This window comes from Bradyrhizobium embrapense (assembly GCF_001189235.2).
GTDB lineage: Bacteria > Pseudomonadota > Alphaproteobacteria > Rhizobiales > Xanthobacteraceae > Bradyrhizobium > Bradyrhizobium embrapense.
Genome location: NZ_LFIP02000003.1, coordinates 455,149 through 470,092, shown reverse-complemented (window position 1 = coordinate 470,092; position 14,944 = coordinate 455,149). Strand labels below are relative to the sequence as shown.

Sequence of the window (14,944 nt, the reverse complement as noted above, 5' to 3'; positions counted from 1 at the left end):
GATGGTGAAAACAGCCCAGGAATGGCCAGAGAATGCCTGCAACGCCGCTGATTGCCTACGCGCATGTCGGCAAGAGCTTTGACAATGGTCGCGTGGTGGCGGTCGAGGACGTCTCGCTTGACGTGGCCGAGGGTGAATTCCTTGCCGTTGTCGGCGGCTCGGGCTCCGGCAAGACGACGCTGCTGCGGCTCGCCAACCGCCTGATCGAGGCTGACCGCGGCCAGATCGCCGTCGACGGCGAAGACGTCAGCCGCATCGACCCGATCCTGCTGCGTCGCCGCATCGGTTATGTCTTCCAGAGTGGCGGGCTGTTTCCACATCTCACCGTCGCCGACAATATCGGCATCACGCCAAAGCTCCTCGGCTGGCCGCAGGCCGAGATCTCGGTGCGGGCCGACGAGCTGCTCGACCTCGTGCGGCTCGACCGTGCGGAGCATCGCGAGCGCCTGCCGCACGAACTCTCCGGCGGGCAGCGTCAACGCGTCGGCGTCGCGCGTGCGCTGGCTGCGAAGCCGCGCATCGTGCTGATGGACGAGCCGTTCGGCGCGCTCGATCCGCTGACCCGCGACGCGCTCGGCGACGATTATCGCACACTGCATCGCGAGCTCGGACTGACCACGGTCATGATCACCCACGACATGACCGAGGCACTGCTGCTGGCCGACCGCGTCGCGGTGATGCGCCGCGGCAAGCTGCTCGCTTTGGGCACGCCGGCGGAGCTTGCGGCCAATACCGATGCCTATGTTGGCGAACTCCTCCGTACGCCACGGCGACAGGCGGAAAGGCTGGGCGCATTGCTGCCGCGGGACGGCGCAGCATGAGCGATCCACGCTGGAGCGAGGCGCTGGCGCATCTGCCCGACTATCTCGGCAATCACGTCCGGGTCAGCGTCGCCGCGCTGGCGCTCGGACTTCTGATCAGCCTGCCGCTTGCGATCGTCGCGCGCAACCGGCCGGTGCTGCGCGGCACACTGCTCGGGCTCGCCAGCATCGTGCAGACAGTACCCGGTCTCGCGCTGCTCGCGCTGTTCTATCCGCTGCTGCTGGCGCTCACGGCGCTGACCGCGGCGTGGCTCGGCTTCAGCTTCTCCGCCTTCGGCTTCCTGCCGGCGGTGCTGGCGCTCGCGCTCTATTCGATGCTGCCGGTGCTGCGCAACACCATCACCGGCCTATCGGGCGTCGATCCGGCCGTGCTGGAGGCCGCCAAGGGCGTCGGCATGACGCCGCGGCAATCGCTCACCATGGTCGAGCTGCCGCTGGCGCTGCCGGTGATGATGGCGGGCATCCGCACCGCCGCGGTGTGGGTGATCGGCACCGCGACGCTGTCGACGCCGATCGGCCAGACCAGCCTCGGCAACTACATTTTCGCGGGGCTGCAGACCCAGAACTGGGTGTTCGTGCTGTTCGGCTGTTTTGCCGCCGCCGTGCTCGCGCTTGTCGTCGACCAATTGCTGGCGCTGATCGAGAAAGGCCTGCGCAACCGCAGCCGCGGCCGGACCGCGCTCGGCGGGCTCGGCATTGCCGCCCTGATCGCCGCGACGCTGGTGCCCGCGATCGGGCGGCCGCAGGCGCGCTACGTCGTCGGCGCCAAGACCTTCACCGAGCAATACGTACTGTCGGCGCTGATGGCGCAGCGGCTGCAGGCGGCCGGGCTGCCGACCACGACCCGCGCCGGCCTCGGCTCCAACGTGATCTTCGATGCGCTCGCCGCCGGCGACATCGACGTCTATGTCGACTATTCCGGCACGCTATGGGCGAACCAGTTCCACCACACCGACATCAGGCCCCGTGCCGAGCTGCTGAGCGAATTGACGACCACGCTGGCGAAGCAGGACATCACGCTGTTCGGCGAGCTCGGCTTCGAGAACGCCTATGCGCTGGTGATGCCGAAGAAGCGCGCCGATCAGCTCGGCATCCATTCGATCGCCGACCTCGCCTCGCGCGCCGCGACGATGTCGATCGCCGGCGACTATGAATTCTTCTCGCGGCCGGAATGGGCCGGCATCCAGAAGGCCTATGGGCTGACGTTCCGCACCCAACGGACGATGCAGCCGGATTTCATGTATGCGGCGGTCGCCTCCGGCGAGGTCGACGTCATCGCGGGCTACACCAGCGACGGACTGATCGCGAAATACGACCTGGTCACGCTCGCGGACGACAGGCACGCGATCCCGCCCTATGACGCGATCGTGCTGCTGTCACCAAGGCGACGCGATGATGAGCCTCTCAAGGCGGCACTGCGGCCGCTGCTCGGCAAGATCGGCATCGCCGCGATGCGCGAGGCGAACCTGCGCGCGTCGGGCAACGACGCATCATCGTCGCCCGACGCCGTGGCGCGCTGGCTGTGGGAGATGGTCGGACCGCGCTGAGCGGTCCTTCGCCTCAGGCCCTCACCTCCTGGCGCTGGAACAGGACGTAGCCCGCGACGAACAGCACGATGGTGCAGGCGATGAGGCCGACCGTCTGCGGCCAGGCGATCATCACGCTTTGGCCGAACGGCAGCGGGGCGCCCATCACCGCGCCGCGGATCTGGTCGAGGAACACCGGGCCGAGCGTCCGCGTGGTCGGCGACAGCACCGCCAGCATCGCCTCCCCGAACAAATCGTTCGGCGAGAAGCGCTGCAGCAGCTGGGTCCAGATCGCGGTGCCCGGTGTATCGAGACCGAGCGCGGCAAAGCGCGGATCGGGTGGCACGATGGCTTGCGCGATTGCCGGCGCCAGCATCGGCCACAGCACGGTCAGGAACAGCCAGATGCCGAGCGCGACCAATGCCGCAGTCGCCGGCGAGCGAAACACGATCGAGAGCAGCATTGCGAGCGACAGCCAGACCCCGGCATAGAACACCGCGATCACCAGGAAGGCGAGCGAGCGGGCGATCTCCTCGCCGCCCGGCGGCACGCCGAGGAAGATCAAGCCGAGCCCGATCACCAGCAGCCACAACGCGGTCAGGCTGATCGTGATCGTCGCGAGCCCCGCGAGATACTTGCCGAGCAGCAGAGCGTCGCGATAGATCGGCTGCGCCAGGATGCGCGACAATGTGCGCCGGTTGTGCTCGCTGTTGATCAGGTCGAAGCCGAGCCCGATCGCCATCAGCGGGATCAGGAAGCCGAGGATGGCGACAAAGGACGGCAGCGGCGCCTGGCTCACCGTGAACAGCCGCAACAGCAGGAAGGGATCCTCCGCCGTATTCTGGCGCAGCGCCGTGATTGCCTCGTAGAGCGCCGCCATCGCCGTCAGCACGATCAGAAGCTCAAGCATCAGCATGCGGACGCTCGAGATGTTGTCCGACAGCTCCTTGACGAAGACCGCGCCGACGCCCTGGAATGCTGAACCTTCACGCCGCATCGCGTACGCCTCCTGGCGGGGTGGCCTGGAAATAATGAGCGTAGATCGCCTCGAGGCTCGGCTCGTCGACCGAGAGCCGTCGCAACGCCCCGTTGGCCGCGACCACCGCGCGCGCTGCATCGGCCCGCACATCACGGTCGGCGGTCATGCGGAAGCGATCTTCCGCCAGCGTCTCGACATTGCCGACGCCCGGGATCGCCGCCAGCCGCCGTGCAATCCCGGCGCCGTCGGCTTCGACCTCGACGACGAAGCCCGCGCCCAGCACCTTGACCGAGAGCTCGGCCACCGACCCCATGATCGAGATCTTCCCGGCGCGGAACAGCGCGACGCGGTCACAGACCCGCTGGACCTGGTCGAGCATATGCGACGACAGCAGCACGGTGACGCCCTCGGCCTTCAGTTCCCTGATCAGGTCGAGGAATTCAATCGTCGCCTGCGGGTCGAGGCCCGAGGTCGGCTCGTCGAGGATCGCGATCTCGGCACGCTTGACGATGATCTCGGCAAGCCCGAGCCGCTGCCGCATGCCGCGCGAGAAGGTCGCAACCCGCTTGTCGGCGACGTCGAGCAGGCGCACCCGGGTCAGCGCCGCCGCGATCCGCCGCGACCGCTCGGCCACCCCGAGCCCCATCAGCTTGGCGGCATAGGCGAGATTCTCCACCGCGGTCAGGTGATCGTAGAAGCCGACGGCATCCGGCAGATAGCCCACGCGCCGCTTGACCTGTAGCGGCTGCCGCGCCGGATCGAAGCCGAGCACGCTGACCCGGCCGGCCGAGATCTCGGTGAGGCCGAGCAGCATCAGGATGGTCGTGGTCTTGCCGGCACCGTTCGGGCCGAGCAGCCCGAACACCTCGCCCTTGGCGATGTCGAAATTGATGGCGTCGACGACGCTGGTCCTGCCGTAGCGCTTGGTGAGATCGCGCGCTGCGATGACGGCATCTCGCCGTGTCGCAGCGCTGGTGTGCTGCAGCTCGCTCATCGCCGTCCGAACCTCGCAACGGCACCCAGCATCAGCAGCAACGCGACGCCGATCACGCCGGCTCCGGCCATGCCCCAGACGGTGGAGGTGCTCACAGTGACGCGGAACTGGCTCGATGCCGTCTCGCCGCGCGAGGTGGCGCGCATCGCGAGCTGATAGTCGCCGGCGAGCGACTTGTCGCTCGGCGTCACCAATGCCTGGACCTCGGTATCCTTGCCGGGCACCAGACGCTCGATCTTGGCAGGCTGGAACGTGACCTTCCAACCGCTCGGCGCCGTCGCCGCGAGTTCGATGTTGTCGGCCGGCGCGGTGCCGCTGTTGGTGACCACGACCGGGATCGCGCTCTGCTCGGCAGCGACCGCGCGCGCGCTCAGCAGCCCGTCACGGCCGGAGAGCTGAAGCTGCGGCTGGCCGGCGACGTCGAGCGCCACCTCGGTCTGCGCCGACGCATCCTCCGCATTGACGGTGACCTTGACCGGGAAATGCCCGGCGTCGATCGCGCTCGGCGGCCGCACCTTGAGCTTGATGTCCTTGGACTGCCCGGCATCGATCGGGATCGACGACAGTTCCTGTGTGCCGTAGGCCTCGGTGAACGAGGTCTCGAAATTTTGCGGTGCCGCCGCGGCGAAACTTGCGATTAGGCTGCGGCCGCTGTCGTTCTTGATGGTCAGCGTGTACTCGAAGTTCGATTTCGGGCTGCCGCGCAGTTCGGGGAGCTTCGAGGTTACCGTCAGCTTTGCCGGCAATTCCTTGGCGAGCGCGACCACGATCGGCAATGTTGCCTCGCTGCCCTGCCCTTCGGCCTTCACCGTCACGGTCTGCTCGGCGAGCGAAGCGTTCGCAGGCACGTCGAGCCGAAGCTGCAGCGGCACGCTGGAGTCAGGCGCCGGCATCGCCGCTGCGACCGGTTGGCCGCCGCCAAGCAGCGTCGCGGTCCAACCGCTCGGCACGCCCTCGACCGAAAGCTTGTAGCGCTGCGGACCGAGATCGTAGTTCTGCAAACGCAGCGAAATGTTGGAGGTGGTGCCGGGCCTGATGGTGACGGCCGGATAGTCCGTCATCAGGTAGAGCCCCTTGATGTCGCGAGGCGGCTCTGCGGCGTGGGCTGATGGAATGGCAAGGGGAACAGCAAGTCCGAAGGCGACGACAAGGCGCGCAACATCGAGCGCTCGCATGGGCAAACACTCCTGCAAGAAGGGCGGGATTGGCTGAATTGACGCTGCGCGCTGGTGAACACCGTGGCAGCGGCGCGACAGATCATCGCAACAATCGTGACGAAATCTCGGCGAGGTAATTACAAATAGGTAATGCACGCGGTTTCGCGCGACGACCTTCGTCTAACGACGTTAGTCTAAAGTCCCTTGATGATTCCCGCGTCGATCAACATGCGGTTGAAGCGGCGCGCTTCGGCGCCGTCCTTGCAGGAATAGAACGCGCCGCCGCAGCGAAGCATGATCGCCTTCTGCTCCTCGAACGACGGATCGAGCGGAATGCCGGCGGCTTCCTGGATCACCAGCGGCAGATAGGCGGCATCGATCGTGTCCATCACCGCCGGGCTCTTCACCGGATCGAAATTGATGGCATCGATCGCGTAATATGTCGCGTAGTAGCGCGGATCGTAGTCCATCAGCTTCTTGCCGATGCCGGCCTCGTCGAGCCCGGGATCGAGCAGCTGCGGCGAGAACTCCGGCTGATGATCGCCATAGCGTACGATCAGGAACGGCTGCGCCGGAAATTTTTTCTTTAGCGCCGCGACGAAGCCGGCATAGTCGCCCGCGCTCATCGTCTGCCGGCGCAGATATTCGTCGACCGACGGGGCGTTGCCCGGCCGCTTCCATGCCGGCAGCAGGTCGGGACGGAATTTCGTCTCCCACGGGAAATGGTTGGCGGCGAGATAGACGAAGGTGAACAGCGGCGTGCCTGATGTCTTCTGCTCGGCCATCAACCTCACGGCCTTGTCGTAGAAGAAGCTGTCGGGCTCGACGTCCTTCGCATGCAGGTCATGCGCGTCGTAGAACTGCTGGATGCCGGTCGTGGTCTGGAAGCTGCGCGCGCTCATGAAGGCGCCGAACGCCGGATAGAGCGAGAGCGTGTCGTAGCCGCAGCGGCGCAGCGCCAGCGGCAGGCCGCGTTCGACCCGGCCCGAGGCGATGCGGGTGACGAAATAGGAGAACCGGCCGAACGAGCGCGACGACAATCCGGCCAGCACGTTGTACTCGGTGAACCAGCTTGGCCCGCCATTGCTCTCGGCGAGGAATTTGCGCTCGACGCCGTCATAGGACTTGAACTGGCTGCCATAGCCGGGTGGGACCTTGACGCCGGGTGCGGTACGGATGTCGAAGCTCGATTCATCATGGATCATGATGATGTTCGGCCGCCGCCCGGCAGGATGGCAGGCATCGACCGGAGGTATCTTGAGCTGGTCGCTCGCAGAAGGATCAGACTCCATGAAGCCGTAGGCGGTGAAGTCGGACGCCGCGGTGACGGCGGAGCGCGCGAATTTCGACAGGTAGCCGTCGTCGTAATAGCCGCGCCAGGCCTCGTCCGGCCAGGCGAAGGCATAGCCCGACAGCGCCGCGGTGCAGGCAAGGCAGGCAGCCGCGGCCGGCAGGCGGCGGATGCGGAACGGATCGAGCCACCACAGCGCGTACATCAGAGGCAGCGTGACGAGGCCGGCGCCGATGATCGACCAGCGCAGGTTCGGAAAGATCGTGAGCAGGAACGCCGCGGTGTCGCGATCGATCACCATCAGGTCGACGAAGTTCGCGGTCATCTGCACCACGTCGTGCTTGAACCGCGACAGCAGCACCAGCACCACGACCAGCGTCAGCGACAGCGCGCCCGACAGTGCCGGCCGACGCAGCAATGCGATGAACAGGAAGTTCAGGATTCCCCAGCTGAGCAGGAAGCACAGCCGCGAGCCGAAATCGGTTTCGGTCCGCAGCATGAGGATCAGCGCGCCGAGATGCGGCGCGGCGACCGCCATCAACCGCCAGATGCCGATCGCGGCGAGACCGCCGGCCAGCGCGGCAACGGAAGAGTTCTGCTGAGGCGCGGGCGCCATGGGCGGGACGCAATACAACCCGGCGCAATGCCACGGCCTTGACTGGCAATGGCCAGGAGGCACACCGCACAGCCGGTGTCTGCGCCGTGTCATAAAATCGTAATTGAATCGTCATGAACGCGCAATGAATTTGCCCGCCCGGAACGCGCCCGCTGACGCGGCGCGCCTCAGACCTTCGCCGCAGGCGGCCTTGCAATGCCGGCGATGAAGAGGTCGACGATGTCAGCGGCCATCTGCTCGGCCTCAGCCTCAATGACGCCCCCGCGCGGCAAATGGCCGTCGATATGCATCCGCGCAAAACCATAGACCAGGGCGCAGGCGGCAATCTGGACCTGCTTCAGGTCGTGCGCCGCGAGCTGGCCGGCTGAAAATGCCTCCGCCAGCGTGCGCTCGGTCAAGCCGATCAACTGCGCATTGTCGCTGGAGACCCCGGCCGAGCGGTCGTGGTCGAAGAAGCGGCGGCTGGAGATGATCTCGAAATGGGTCGGGTTCTTCATCGCCCAGCGCAGATAGGAGATCCCATGGCAGCGGAAGCGGCCCAGCGGATCGCCAGGCGGTGCATCGACCAGCGCCGCCTCGATCTCGGCCCGGAAGCAGCGTTGTGCCTCATCGGCCACCGCATTCATCAGGGCATCCCGGCTCGGGAAATGCCGAAACGGCGCGCCCGGCGAGACCGCGGCGCGGCGGGCGGCCTCGCGGACGCGGACCGCCTCCGGCCCGCCCTCGCCGACCAGCTGCATGGCGGCCTCGATCTATGCCGCTCTACGCATTGTTCCTCGTACCGCTCGCCACGGTGTTCGCGCTCCGGATGATCAGCATGGCCGCGCGGCCTGCGCCACGTCAGGCCCAGGCGAGCTGAGATCAGGCCGCCTCACACCAGATGAAACTTGCGGCCGAGCCGGCGATGCACCGACAGCACCGCGCGGTCGACGTCGCTGATCAGGCTGTCGCCGAGCACGACGTTCGGAATCTCCCAGTTGCGTCCGATCTGCGCGTCGGGCAGCGCGGCGACCGCCGGCACGCGCGCGGTCTCGCAGCCGGGCTGGGCGCGCAGCGCCTCCTCCGCAAGCTGGGTCAATTCGTCCTGGCTCTTTCCGTCAGTCATGATTTCGGTCATGACTCCGGAAGATGGCTCACTGATGGCCGAGGCTCTCCAGTTCCTTGGCGCGGACCTCCGTCATGCTGCGCATGCATTCGCCGGCATCGAGCCGGGCGATGGTGCCCTCGCCGAGGTCGTAATACAGGCAGTTCGCGTCACGGTACTGTATCCATAACCGCTGCGCGCTGCGCAGCTGTTCGCGCTGCTTGTCGCCCGAGGCATCCCTCAGTGCCTGCTGATAGGCGACGTTCATCCGCTTGTCCCATTGCGCGGTCTTGGCCTTGAGGCACTCGACCATCTGGTAGGTGCTGCCGTCGCAGGATTGCTCGGGATCGCCCTGGTCGCCGGCATGCGCAGCTGATGCGAGCGCGGTGACGAACACGGCCGTGATCAGAGGCCCTAGCCTGAACATGGTCACCGCGAGAGTCGTTTTCATGCGCTTTCCCTTCCGAGCGATGCCTGCCGCCGAACCATACATGAGTGCCATCGCGGCGTATCCGGTTCACCCGCTGGTCGCGCCACGCTGCGGCTGGCCTTCCCGATCCGCGCAGGATATTTCATGGATGTGGAGTATCCATGCGGCGCGTCGTGACGCCTGTGATCGTTCTGACCGTGTTCGGCCTGCTCGTCGGCGGGCTGTTTCGCTATGCCTTCGATGAGGCCGACGAAGCCTCCGTCGCGAACTATCTGCGCAGCGCCTTCGAAGGCGCGGTCATCACCCTGATCGTCTGGGCCACGCATCTCTACCTCGCCGCCCGCGGCGGCTGGCTGCGGCGGCAGCCGCTGGCTGTCGAACTGGTGGTCCGCTCCGTGATCCTGGCCATCGTGGTTGCGGTCGCAGCGACCGTGCTCGAGATCTCGCTTTCCGCGCACGGGCTCGAGACCAAGTGGATTCGCAAGACCTTCCTGAAGATCATCGGCGTCGGCCTGGTGATGTCGATCCCGGTCACGACGATCTATGAGCTGGTCCGGATGATCGGCGGCCATACGCTGCTCAGCATCGTGCTTGGACGCTACCGCCAGCCGGTGCGCGAGGAGCGCGTGCTGCTGTTCCTCGACCTGGTCGGCTCGACGACCTTGGCGGAGGCGATGGGCGAGTTGCGCGTTCAGGAGCTCCTGACCCGCTTCTTCTCCGACATCGACGAGCCGATCGTGGCGCATGGCGGCGAGGTTCATGCCTATGTCGGCGATGAGGTGATCGTGACGTGGCCGGCCGACTCGGGCCAACCGTCGCGGCGCTACCTCGACTGCGTATTCGCGATCGAGGACCGCCTCGCCAAGCGGGCCGACCACTATCGCAAGGAGTTCGGCGTGGTGCCGGCATTCCGCGCCGGGATGCATGCGGGCCCGGTCGTCATCGGCGAGTGCGGCGACTCGCGGCGGCAGATCGCCTATTTCGGCGACACCGTGAACGTCACGGCGCGGTTGCAGGCGCATTGCAAGGAGGCGGGACGGCCGCTGCTGATCTCGGGCGAGCTGCTGCGCCTGCTACCCCCGGACCACGATTTTGGAATTGCACCGCTCGGCTCGACGCAGTTGCGCGGGCGCGCGGCTGCGATCGACATCTTCGCCGTCACGGGGCGCGCATCGTCGTAAACAATTCCTTAAAGCGCGCCGGGCTTGGCGGCCGCATCGAATGCGCGAATTGAATCGTATCCGGTCGGGGCCCGTTAAGGATGGCGATGGACCCGTATTTGCACCGGGTTCCACCTTAACGCAGGTGTAAGACCGCTATCGATATCCTGCAGACTGTCGTTATCAAAGAAAACAAGGTTGCCCGTCGATGGCGCAACAGGCGTCACAATCTATTATTGCCGAACTCGAGGATGCGGTCCGGGACGGGACATCAGCCAAGCGCGTGCAGACGCTGCGGCAGGTCACTGATCTGTTCCTGAACGACGGCGACCGCCTCAACGATGAACAGGTCAAGGTGTTCGACGACGTGCTCTGCCTCTTGGTCGCGCGCGTCGAGACGCGTGCGCGGGCCGAGCTCAGCAAGCGGCTCGCGCCGCTCGACTATGCGCCGTTTGAGGTGATTCAGCACCTCGCCTGGGACGACGACATCGGCGTCGCCGGCGACGTGTTGACCCACTCCAGCCGCCTCTCAAGCGACGCACTGCGCGAGATCGCCGCCAGCAAGGGCCAGGAGCATCTGTTCGCGATCTCCGCCCGAGAGAACCTGCCGGCTTCCGTCACCGACGTGATCATCGATCGCGGCGAGGACAAGGTGATCCGGCGTCTTGCCAAGAACGCCGGCGCGCAGTTCTCCGACAACGGCTATTCCTCGATCGTCGCCCGCGCCGAACGCGACGACGAGTTGGTCGAGATCCTCGGGCTGCGCATCGACATTCCGGCCAAGCTGCTGCGCGACCTGCTGCAGCGCGCCAAGGAAACCGTACGCGCCCGCCTGCTCGCGCTCGCATCGCCCAGGGCACGCGAGGAGATCAGCCAGGTGCTGAACGACATCGCGCAGGAAGAGGCCGCTGCCCCGCGCCGCAACTACGGCATCGCCGAGGAGCTGGTGAAGCTGATGAAGCAGCTCAACGAGCTCGACGATGTGGCGGTCTACAAATTCGCCGAGCAAGGCAAGTTCGACGAGGTCACGGTCGCGCTCGCCGTGCTCAACGACATGCCGATCGCGATGATCGAGCGCCTGATGCTTGGCCTCCGCTCCGACCTGCTGCTGATCCCGTGCCGTTCGGCGAAGCTGAACTGGCCGACGGTCGAAACCATCTTGCGCAAGCGGCCGCTGCCGCATCCGATCGACCACGCGACGCTCGAGGTCGCGCACCGCGATTACCGGCGGCTGTCGCTGGAGACCGCACAGCGCACGGTGCGATTCTGGCAGTTGCACAACAGGATCGAGAAGCAGCCGATGGCGGCCGGTTAGGCACCGCTCGCGTTTCGTGACAAAGAATAAAGGGTGGGCAAGGCGCCCACCCTTTTTTGTCGATGCGTAGGAAGGTTCAGCCGAAGGCGTAACCCAACGAGCCCGGACTCGCGAGATTCCGGGCGCGGTCCTGCAGACCGCCCCGGAATGACAGGCTTTGCCCGTCAGTTCTTGCTCTTGTCGACCAGCGCGCCCTTCTTAATCCAGGGCATCATGTCGCGCAGCTTGGCGCCGACTTCCTCGATCGGATGCGCGGCGAGCTTGGCGCGGGTCGCCTTGAACGAGGTCTGGTTGACCTTGTTCTCCAGCATCCAGTCGCGGGCGAACTTGCCGCCCTGGATGTCGGCCAGCACGCGCTTCATCTCCGCCTTGGTCTCGGCCGTGACGATACGCGGACCGGTGACATACTCGCCGTATTCGGCGGTGTTGGAGATCGAGTAGTTCATGTTGGCGATGCCGCCTTCATAGATCAGGTCGACGATCAGCTTCACTTCGTGCAGGCACTCGAAATAGGCCATCTCCGGCGCGTAGCCGGCCTCGACTAGCGTCTCGTAGCCGCCCTTGATCAGTTCGACCAGGCCGCCGCAGAGCACCACCTGCTCGCCGAACAGGTCGGTCTCGCACTCTTCCTTGAAGGTGGTCTCGATGATGCCGGCGCGGCCGCCGCCGATCGCCGAGGCGTAGGACAGGCCGAGGTCATGGGCATTGCCCGAAGAATCCTTGGCGATCGCGATCAGGCAGGGCACGCCGCCGCCGCGCTGATATTCCGAACGCACGGTGTGGCCGGGACCCTTCGGCGCGATCATCAGCACGTCGAGGTCGGCGCGCGGATCGAGCAGGTTGAAGTGCACGTTGAGGCCGTGGGCGAAGACCAGCGCCGCACCCTTCTTCATGTTGTCGTGCAGGTGCTCGCGATAGATGTCGCCCTGCAGCTCGTCCGGGGTCAGCATCATGACGAGGTCGGCCCACTTGGCGGCTTCGGCGACTTCCATCACCTTGAAGCCGGCGTTCTCGGCCTTCTTGGCCGAGGCCGAACCCTTGCGCAGCGCGATCGCCACGTCCTTTACGCCGGAATCCTTCAGGTTCAGCGCGTGAGCGTGGCCCTGGCTGCCGTAGCCGACGATGGCGACCTTTTTGCCCTTGATCAGGTTCAGGTCGGCATCGCGATCGTAGTAAACTCGCATCGTGTTTTCCTCGTTTGAAGGGGGCCAAAATCGGCCGATGAATCAGGCTGTCGGAAGGTCAGAACCGCCGGGCGCCCGCGAATTTCCGGCGTTGTCTAGAGCATTTTTCCCCTCAGGGGAAACCCCCATCTCGCATGACGCGGTGCGGCATCATGCGTCCATGAAGACCGGGTAGAGCGAGGCCAGCAGCAAGATGGCCATGACTACGTTGAAGGCACGGATCGCCCGGGGCGAGGTCAGGACCGGCCGCAAGGCCGTGCCGAACAGCGCCCAGACGATGCAGGACACCGTCCCCAGGAGCAGGCTCAGGCCGACCTGGATCGCGATGTTCCAGGGGAAGGCGGCAATCGCCGCGTAGGCCGTGATGGTGCCGATCACCATCACCCAGCCCTTGGCATTGATCCACTGGAACATGGCCGCGCCCCAGAAGGTCATCGGGCCGCGGCCGGGCCTGTCGTCCTTGTCCGCCGAGGGCGGCTCGGCCATGGCGATGACCGCGGCGAGATAGACCAAGTAGGCGACGCCGCCATATTTCAGGATGGTCTGCAGCACCGGATAGGCGATGAAGACGGCCCCGAGCCCGACGCCGACCGCGCCGACCATGAAGGCGAAGCCGACCGTGATGCCGGCGATATGAGGCACGGTGCGGCGGAAGCCGTAGGTCAGCCCCGACGACAGCAGCATGATGTTGTTGGGGCCCGGCGTGAAGAACATCACGACGGCAAACACGACAAAGGCGAATAGCAGCGAATGCGACATGGTGCCCTCACGCGACTTTCGGCAGAGCCTTTGGCCGTTTCGACAGCAGCATCACGGCGATGCCGGCGATGACCGTGAGCATGCCGGCGAGCCGCAGCGGCCCAAACCGCTCGCCGAACACGATGCTGGAGGCGGCGGAGCCGACGAACGGCACCAGCAGCGCGAACGGCACCACCTGGGCCGCCGGATAATCCCTGAGCAGCCGGCCCCACAGCCAATAGGCGATGCTGGTGGAAACGGTGCCGACAAACAGCATCGAGACAATGCCGGCCCGCGACAGATGCGACAGCGCCAGCCACATCGGCTGCGTGCCCACGGTCAACAGCGACAGGCCGAACAACGGGATCGCCGCACACAGGCACAGCCATGCGAACAGGTCGAACATGCGCGCGCCCTGCGCCGGCCGCAGCAGCAGGTTTCCGATCGCGAACGAGATCGGCGAGATCATCAGGACGGCAAAGGCGTTGACGCTGAAATCGTATCCGACGGTGCCGCAGATCATCAGCAGGCCGATCGCGGCGATGCCGATGCCGACGGTCTGCAACCGCGACGGCAATTCGGCGAACAGCACTGCGGCAAAGCCGATAGTGAACAGCGCCTGGCTCTGCACGATCACGCTGGTGAGCCCGACCGGCATGCCATGGGCGATGGCGATGGACTGCGCCAGGAACTGGCCGAGAAACAAGGTCAGGCTGATTGCGATCAAGAGCGGCCACGACACCTGACGCGGCTTGCGCAGGAACAGGCACGGCACCGCCGCGATGCCGAAGCGCAGCGCCGTCATCAATTCGGGCGGCAACTCATTGAGCGCGAATCGGGTTGCGACAAACGCGAGCCCCCAGATCACCGCGACCATGACGGCGATGCCAACATCGGCCGGCTTCATTGTTCTTCTTCTTTGGTTCGGTTCAGCTCTGTCGATGCAAGCTCTAGATCTGTTCGTCCGGCTTCGGCTTGCGCAGCAGATAGGTGCCGTGCAGCGGCGCGTGATAGTCGGCGGCGACCAGGGTGAAACCGGTCTCGGTCAGCATGCGCTCCATCACCCAGCCGAAGGTCGAGTACTCGTCGCGCATATGGGTCATCACGCTCTCGCGCTCGAAACCGTGGTTCTTGATCGAGAAATCGGCCCAGCCCTCGACATCGCGATCGACGCCATCGGGCATGCTGACGAACACCATGTCGCGCAGATAGAAATTCGCGCCGGGCTTGAGCGCGTTGAAGATCCGCGACAACGCCACCGCCTTCCAGAAGTCGGGCAGATGATGCAGCGTGAACTCGCTGACGATGAGGTCGTAGGAGTTCGGCTGATAGGCAAAGGACAGCAGCCCGGCCGGCTGGGTCCGGATCTTCGCCTTGCGGTCGCGCGCATAGATTTCGGCAAGCCCGATCATTGCCGGCGAGATGTCGATGGCGTCGACCTCGGCACCCATCAAGGCCGCCTCGGTCGCCAGCACGCCGTTGCCGCAGCCGATATCGGCGATCCGCCAGCCCGGCTTGACGCCAAGCATGGTCAGCGCCTGGCGGGCCCGGACATCGCTGTCCTCGCTAACGTCATAGATCGAGGCAACTGCGGTATCGAGACCGACCTGCCGCCGTTGCGTGTAGTACCAGTCGCGCGCCAACATGAT

At 65.7% G+C, this 14,944-nt stretch carries 15 protein-coding genes; 4 read left to right on the top strand and 11 right to left on the bottom strand.

Annotated features, from left to right (window positions below; genetic code table 11):
• Positions 1-32 precede the first annotated feature (32 nt).
• Positions 33-821 carry an ATP-binding cassette domain-containing protein gene (locus tag AKN83_RS16230; RefSeq protein WP_050401876.1) on the top strand — a complete coding sequence of 263 codons (789 nt, stop codon included), beginning with the start codon at positions 33-35 and terminating at the stop codon, positions 819-821.
• Positions 818-2,368 (top strand): ABC transporter permease/substrate-binding protein, encoded by a 1,551-nt coding sequence (locus tag AKN83_RS16225; RefSeq protein WP_050401877.1) that lies wholly within the window; start codon positions 818-820, stop codon positions 2,366-2,368. The genes AKN83_RS16230 and AKN83_RS16225 overlap by 4 nt, the downstream gene beginning before the upstream one ends.
• A 13-nt stretch (positions 2,369-2,381) precedes the next feature.
• Here AKN83_RS16225 and AKN83_RS16220 read toward each other — a convergent pair whose 3' ends face one another.
• From AKN83_RS16220 to AKN83_RS16190, 7 genes are all read right to left on the bottom strand, one after another.
• Entirely contained in the window at positions 2,382-3,344 is a 963-nt protein-coding gene (locus AKN83_RS16220) for an ABC transporter permease (RefSeq protein WP_050401878.1), read from the bottom strand.
• Positions 3,334-4,320, bottom strand: a complete 987-nt coding sequence (locus tag AKN83_RS16215) for an ABC transporter ATP-binding protein (protein WP_050401879.1) — start codon at positions 4,318-4,320, stop codon at positions 3,334-3,336. Before AKN83_RS16215 ends, AKN83_RS16220 begins: the two co-directional genes overlap by 11 nt.
• Complete coding sequence (locus AKN83_RS16210) at positions 4,317-5,495, bottom strand: COG1470 family protein (protein ID WP_050401880.1); 1,179 nt, start codon at positions 5,493-5,495, stop codon at positions 4,317-4,319. Before AKN83_RS16210 ends, AKN83_RS16215 begins: the two co-directional genes overlap by 4 nt.
• Positions 5,496-5,671: 176 nt before the next feature.
• A complete protein-coding gene (locus AKN83_RS16205; protein ID WP_050401881.1) occupies positions 5,672-7,384 on the bottom strand; it encodes a sulfatase-like hydrolase/transferase in 1,713 nt (570 codons plus the stop codon).
• A 167-nt stretch (positions 7,385-7,551) separates the two neighbouring features.
• On the bottom strand, positions 7,552-8,124 hold the full coding sequence (locus AKN83_RS16200) for a TetR/AcrR family transcriptional regulator (protein WP_083992084.1): 573 nt from the start codon (positions 8,122-8,124) through the stop codon (positions 7,552-7,554).
• A gap of 131 nt (positions 8,125-8,255) precedes the next feature.
• On the bottom strand, positions 8,256-8,489 hold the full coding sequence (locus tag AKN83_RS16195; RefSeq protein WP_050401946.1) for a hypothetical protein: 234 nt from the start codon (positions 8,487-8,489) through the stop codon (positions 8,256-8,258).
• 28 nt (positions 8,490-8,517) lie between these two features.
• Positions 8,518-8,919 (bottom strand): lysozyme inhibitor LprI family protein, encoded by a 402-nt coding sequence (locus tag AKN83_RS16190; protein WP_244521994.1) that lies wholly within the window; start codon positions 8,917-8,919, stop codon positions 8,518-8,520.
• 140 nt (positions 8,920-9,059) lie between these two features.
• On the opposite strand from AKN83_RS16190, the gene AKN83_RS16185 reads away from it, so the two are divergent.
• Together AKN83_RS16185 and AKN83_RS16180 are read left to right on the top strand one after the other, a co-directional pair.
• Complete coding sequence (locus AKN83_RS16185; protein WP_050401882.1) at positions 9,060-10,079, top strand: adenylate/guanylate cyclase domain-containing protein; 1,020 nt, start codon at positions 9,060-9,062, stop codon at positions 10,077-10,079.
• Positions 10,080-10,266: 187 nt separating this feature from the next.
• Entirely contained in the window at positions 10,267-11,373 is a 1,107-nt protein-coding gene (locus AKN83_RS16180; protein ID WP_050401883.1) for a DUF2336 domain-containing protein, read from the top strand.
• Between the two features lie 164 nt (positions 11,374-11,537).
• On the opposite strand, the gene ilvC is transcribed toward AKN83_RS16180, so the two are convergent.
• From ilvC to AKN83_RS16160, 4 genes are all read right to left on the bottom strand, one after another.
• Complete coding sequence (gene ilvC / locus AKN83_RS16175) at positions 11,538-12,557, bottom strand: ketol-acid reductoisomerase (RefSeq protein ID WP_050401884.1); 1,020 nt, start codon at positions 12,555-12,557, stop codon at positions 11,538-11,540.
• A gap of 150 nt (positions 12,558-12,707) precedes the next feature.
• The gene (locus AKN83_RS16170) at positions 12,708-13,316 is read right to left on the bottom strand and encodes a LysE family translocator (RefSeq protein WP_050401885.1); all 609 of its coding nucleotides are present in this window, start codon (positions 13,314-13,316) and stop codon (positions 12,708-12,710) included.
• Between the two features lie 7 nt (positions 13,317-13,323).
• The gene (locus tag AKN83_RS16165) at positions 13,324-14,202 is read right to left on the bottom strand and encodes an EamA family transporter (protein WP_050401886.1); all 879 of its coding nucleotides are present in this window, start codon (positions 14,200-14,202) and stop codon (positions 13,324-13,326) included.
• A 43-nt stretch (positions 14,203-14,245) separates the two neighbouring features.
• Complete coding sequence (locus AKN83_RS16160) at positions 14,246-14,941, bottom strand: class I SAM-dependent methyltransferase (protein WP_050401887.1); 696 nt, start codon at positions 14,939-14,941, stop codon at positions 14,246-14,248.
• Positions 14,942-14,944 lie beyond the last annotated feature (3 nt).

Excerpts from the sequence above, each read along its gene's own strand:
- AKN83_RS16210 (WP_050401880.1), bottom strand. The coding sequence starts at position 5,495 with ATGCGAGCGCTCGATGTTGCGCGCCTTGTCGTCGCCTTCGGACTTGCT.
- AKN83_RS16205 (WP_050401881.1), bottom strand. The coding sequence starts at position 7,384 with ATGGCGCCCGCGCCTCAGCAGAACTCTTCCGTTGCCGCGCTGGCCGGC.
- AKN83_RS16200 (WP_083992084.1), bottom strand. The coding sequence starts at position 8,124 with ATGCAGCTGGTCGGCGAGGGCGGGCCGGAGGCGGTCCGCGTCCGCGAG.
- AKN83_RS16230 (WP_050401876.1), top strand. The coding sequence starts at position 33 with ATGCCTGCAACGCCGCTGATTGCCTACGCGCATGTCGGCAAGAGCTTT.
- ilvC (WP_050401884.1), bottom strand. The coding sequence starts at position 12,557 with ATGCGAGTTTACTACGATCGCGATGCCGACCTGAACCTGATCAAGGGC.
- AKN83_RS16220 (WP_050401878.1), bottom strand. The coding sequence starts at position 3,344 with ATGCGGCGTGAAGGTTCAGCATTCCAGGGCGTCGGCGCGGTCTTCGTC.
- AKN83_RS16170 (WP_050401885.1), bottom strand. The coding sequence starts at position 13,316 with ATGTCGCATTCGCTGCTATTCGCCTTTGTCGTGTTTGCCGTCGTGATG.
- AKN83_RS16225 (WP_050401877.1), top strand. The coding sequence starts at position 818 with ATGAGCGATCCACGCTGGAGCGAGGCGCTGGCGCATCTGCCCGACTAT.
- AKN83_RS16195 (WP_050401946.1), bottom strand. The coding sequence starts at position 8,489 with ATGACTGACGGAAAGAGCCAGGACGAATTGACCCAGCTTGCGGAGGAG.
- AKN83_RS16190 (WP_244521994.1), bottom strand. The coding sequence starts at position 8,919 with ATGAAAACGACTCTCGCGGTGACCATGTTCAGGCTAGGGCCTCTGATC.
- AKN83_RS16165 (WP_050401886.1), bottom strand. The coding sequence starts at position 14,202 with ATGAAGCCGGCCGATGTTGGCATCGCCGTCATGGTCGCGGTGATCTGG.
- AKN83_RS16180 (WP_050401883.1), top strand. The coding sequence starts at position 10,267 with ATGGCGCAACAGGCGTCACAATCTATTATTGCCGAACTCGAGGATGCG.
- AKN83_RS16160 (WP_050401887.1), bottom strand. The coding sequence starts at position 14,941 with ATGTTGGCGCGCGACTGGTACTACACGCAACGGCGGCAGGTCGGTCTC.
- AKN83_RS16215 (WP_050401879.1), bottom strand. The coding sequence starts at position 4,320 with ATGAGCGAGCTGCAGCACACCAGCGCTGCGACACGGCGAGATGCCGTC.
- AKN83_RS16185 (WP_050401882.1), top strand. The coding sequence starts at position 9,060 with ATGCGGCGCGTCGTGACGCCTGTGATCGTTCTGACCGTGTTCGGCCTG.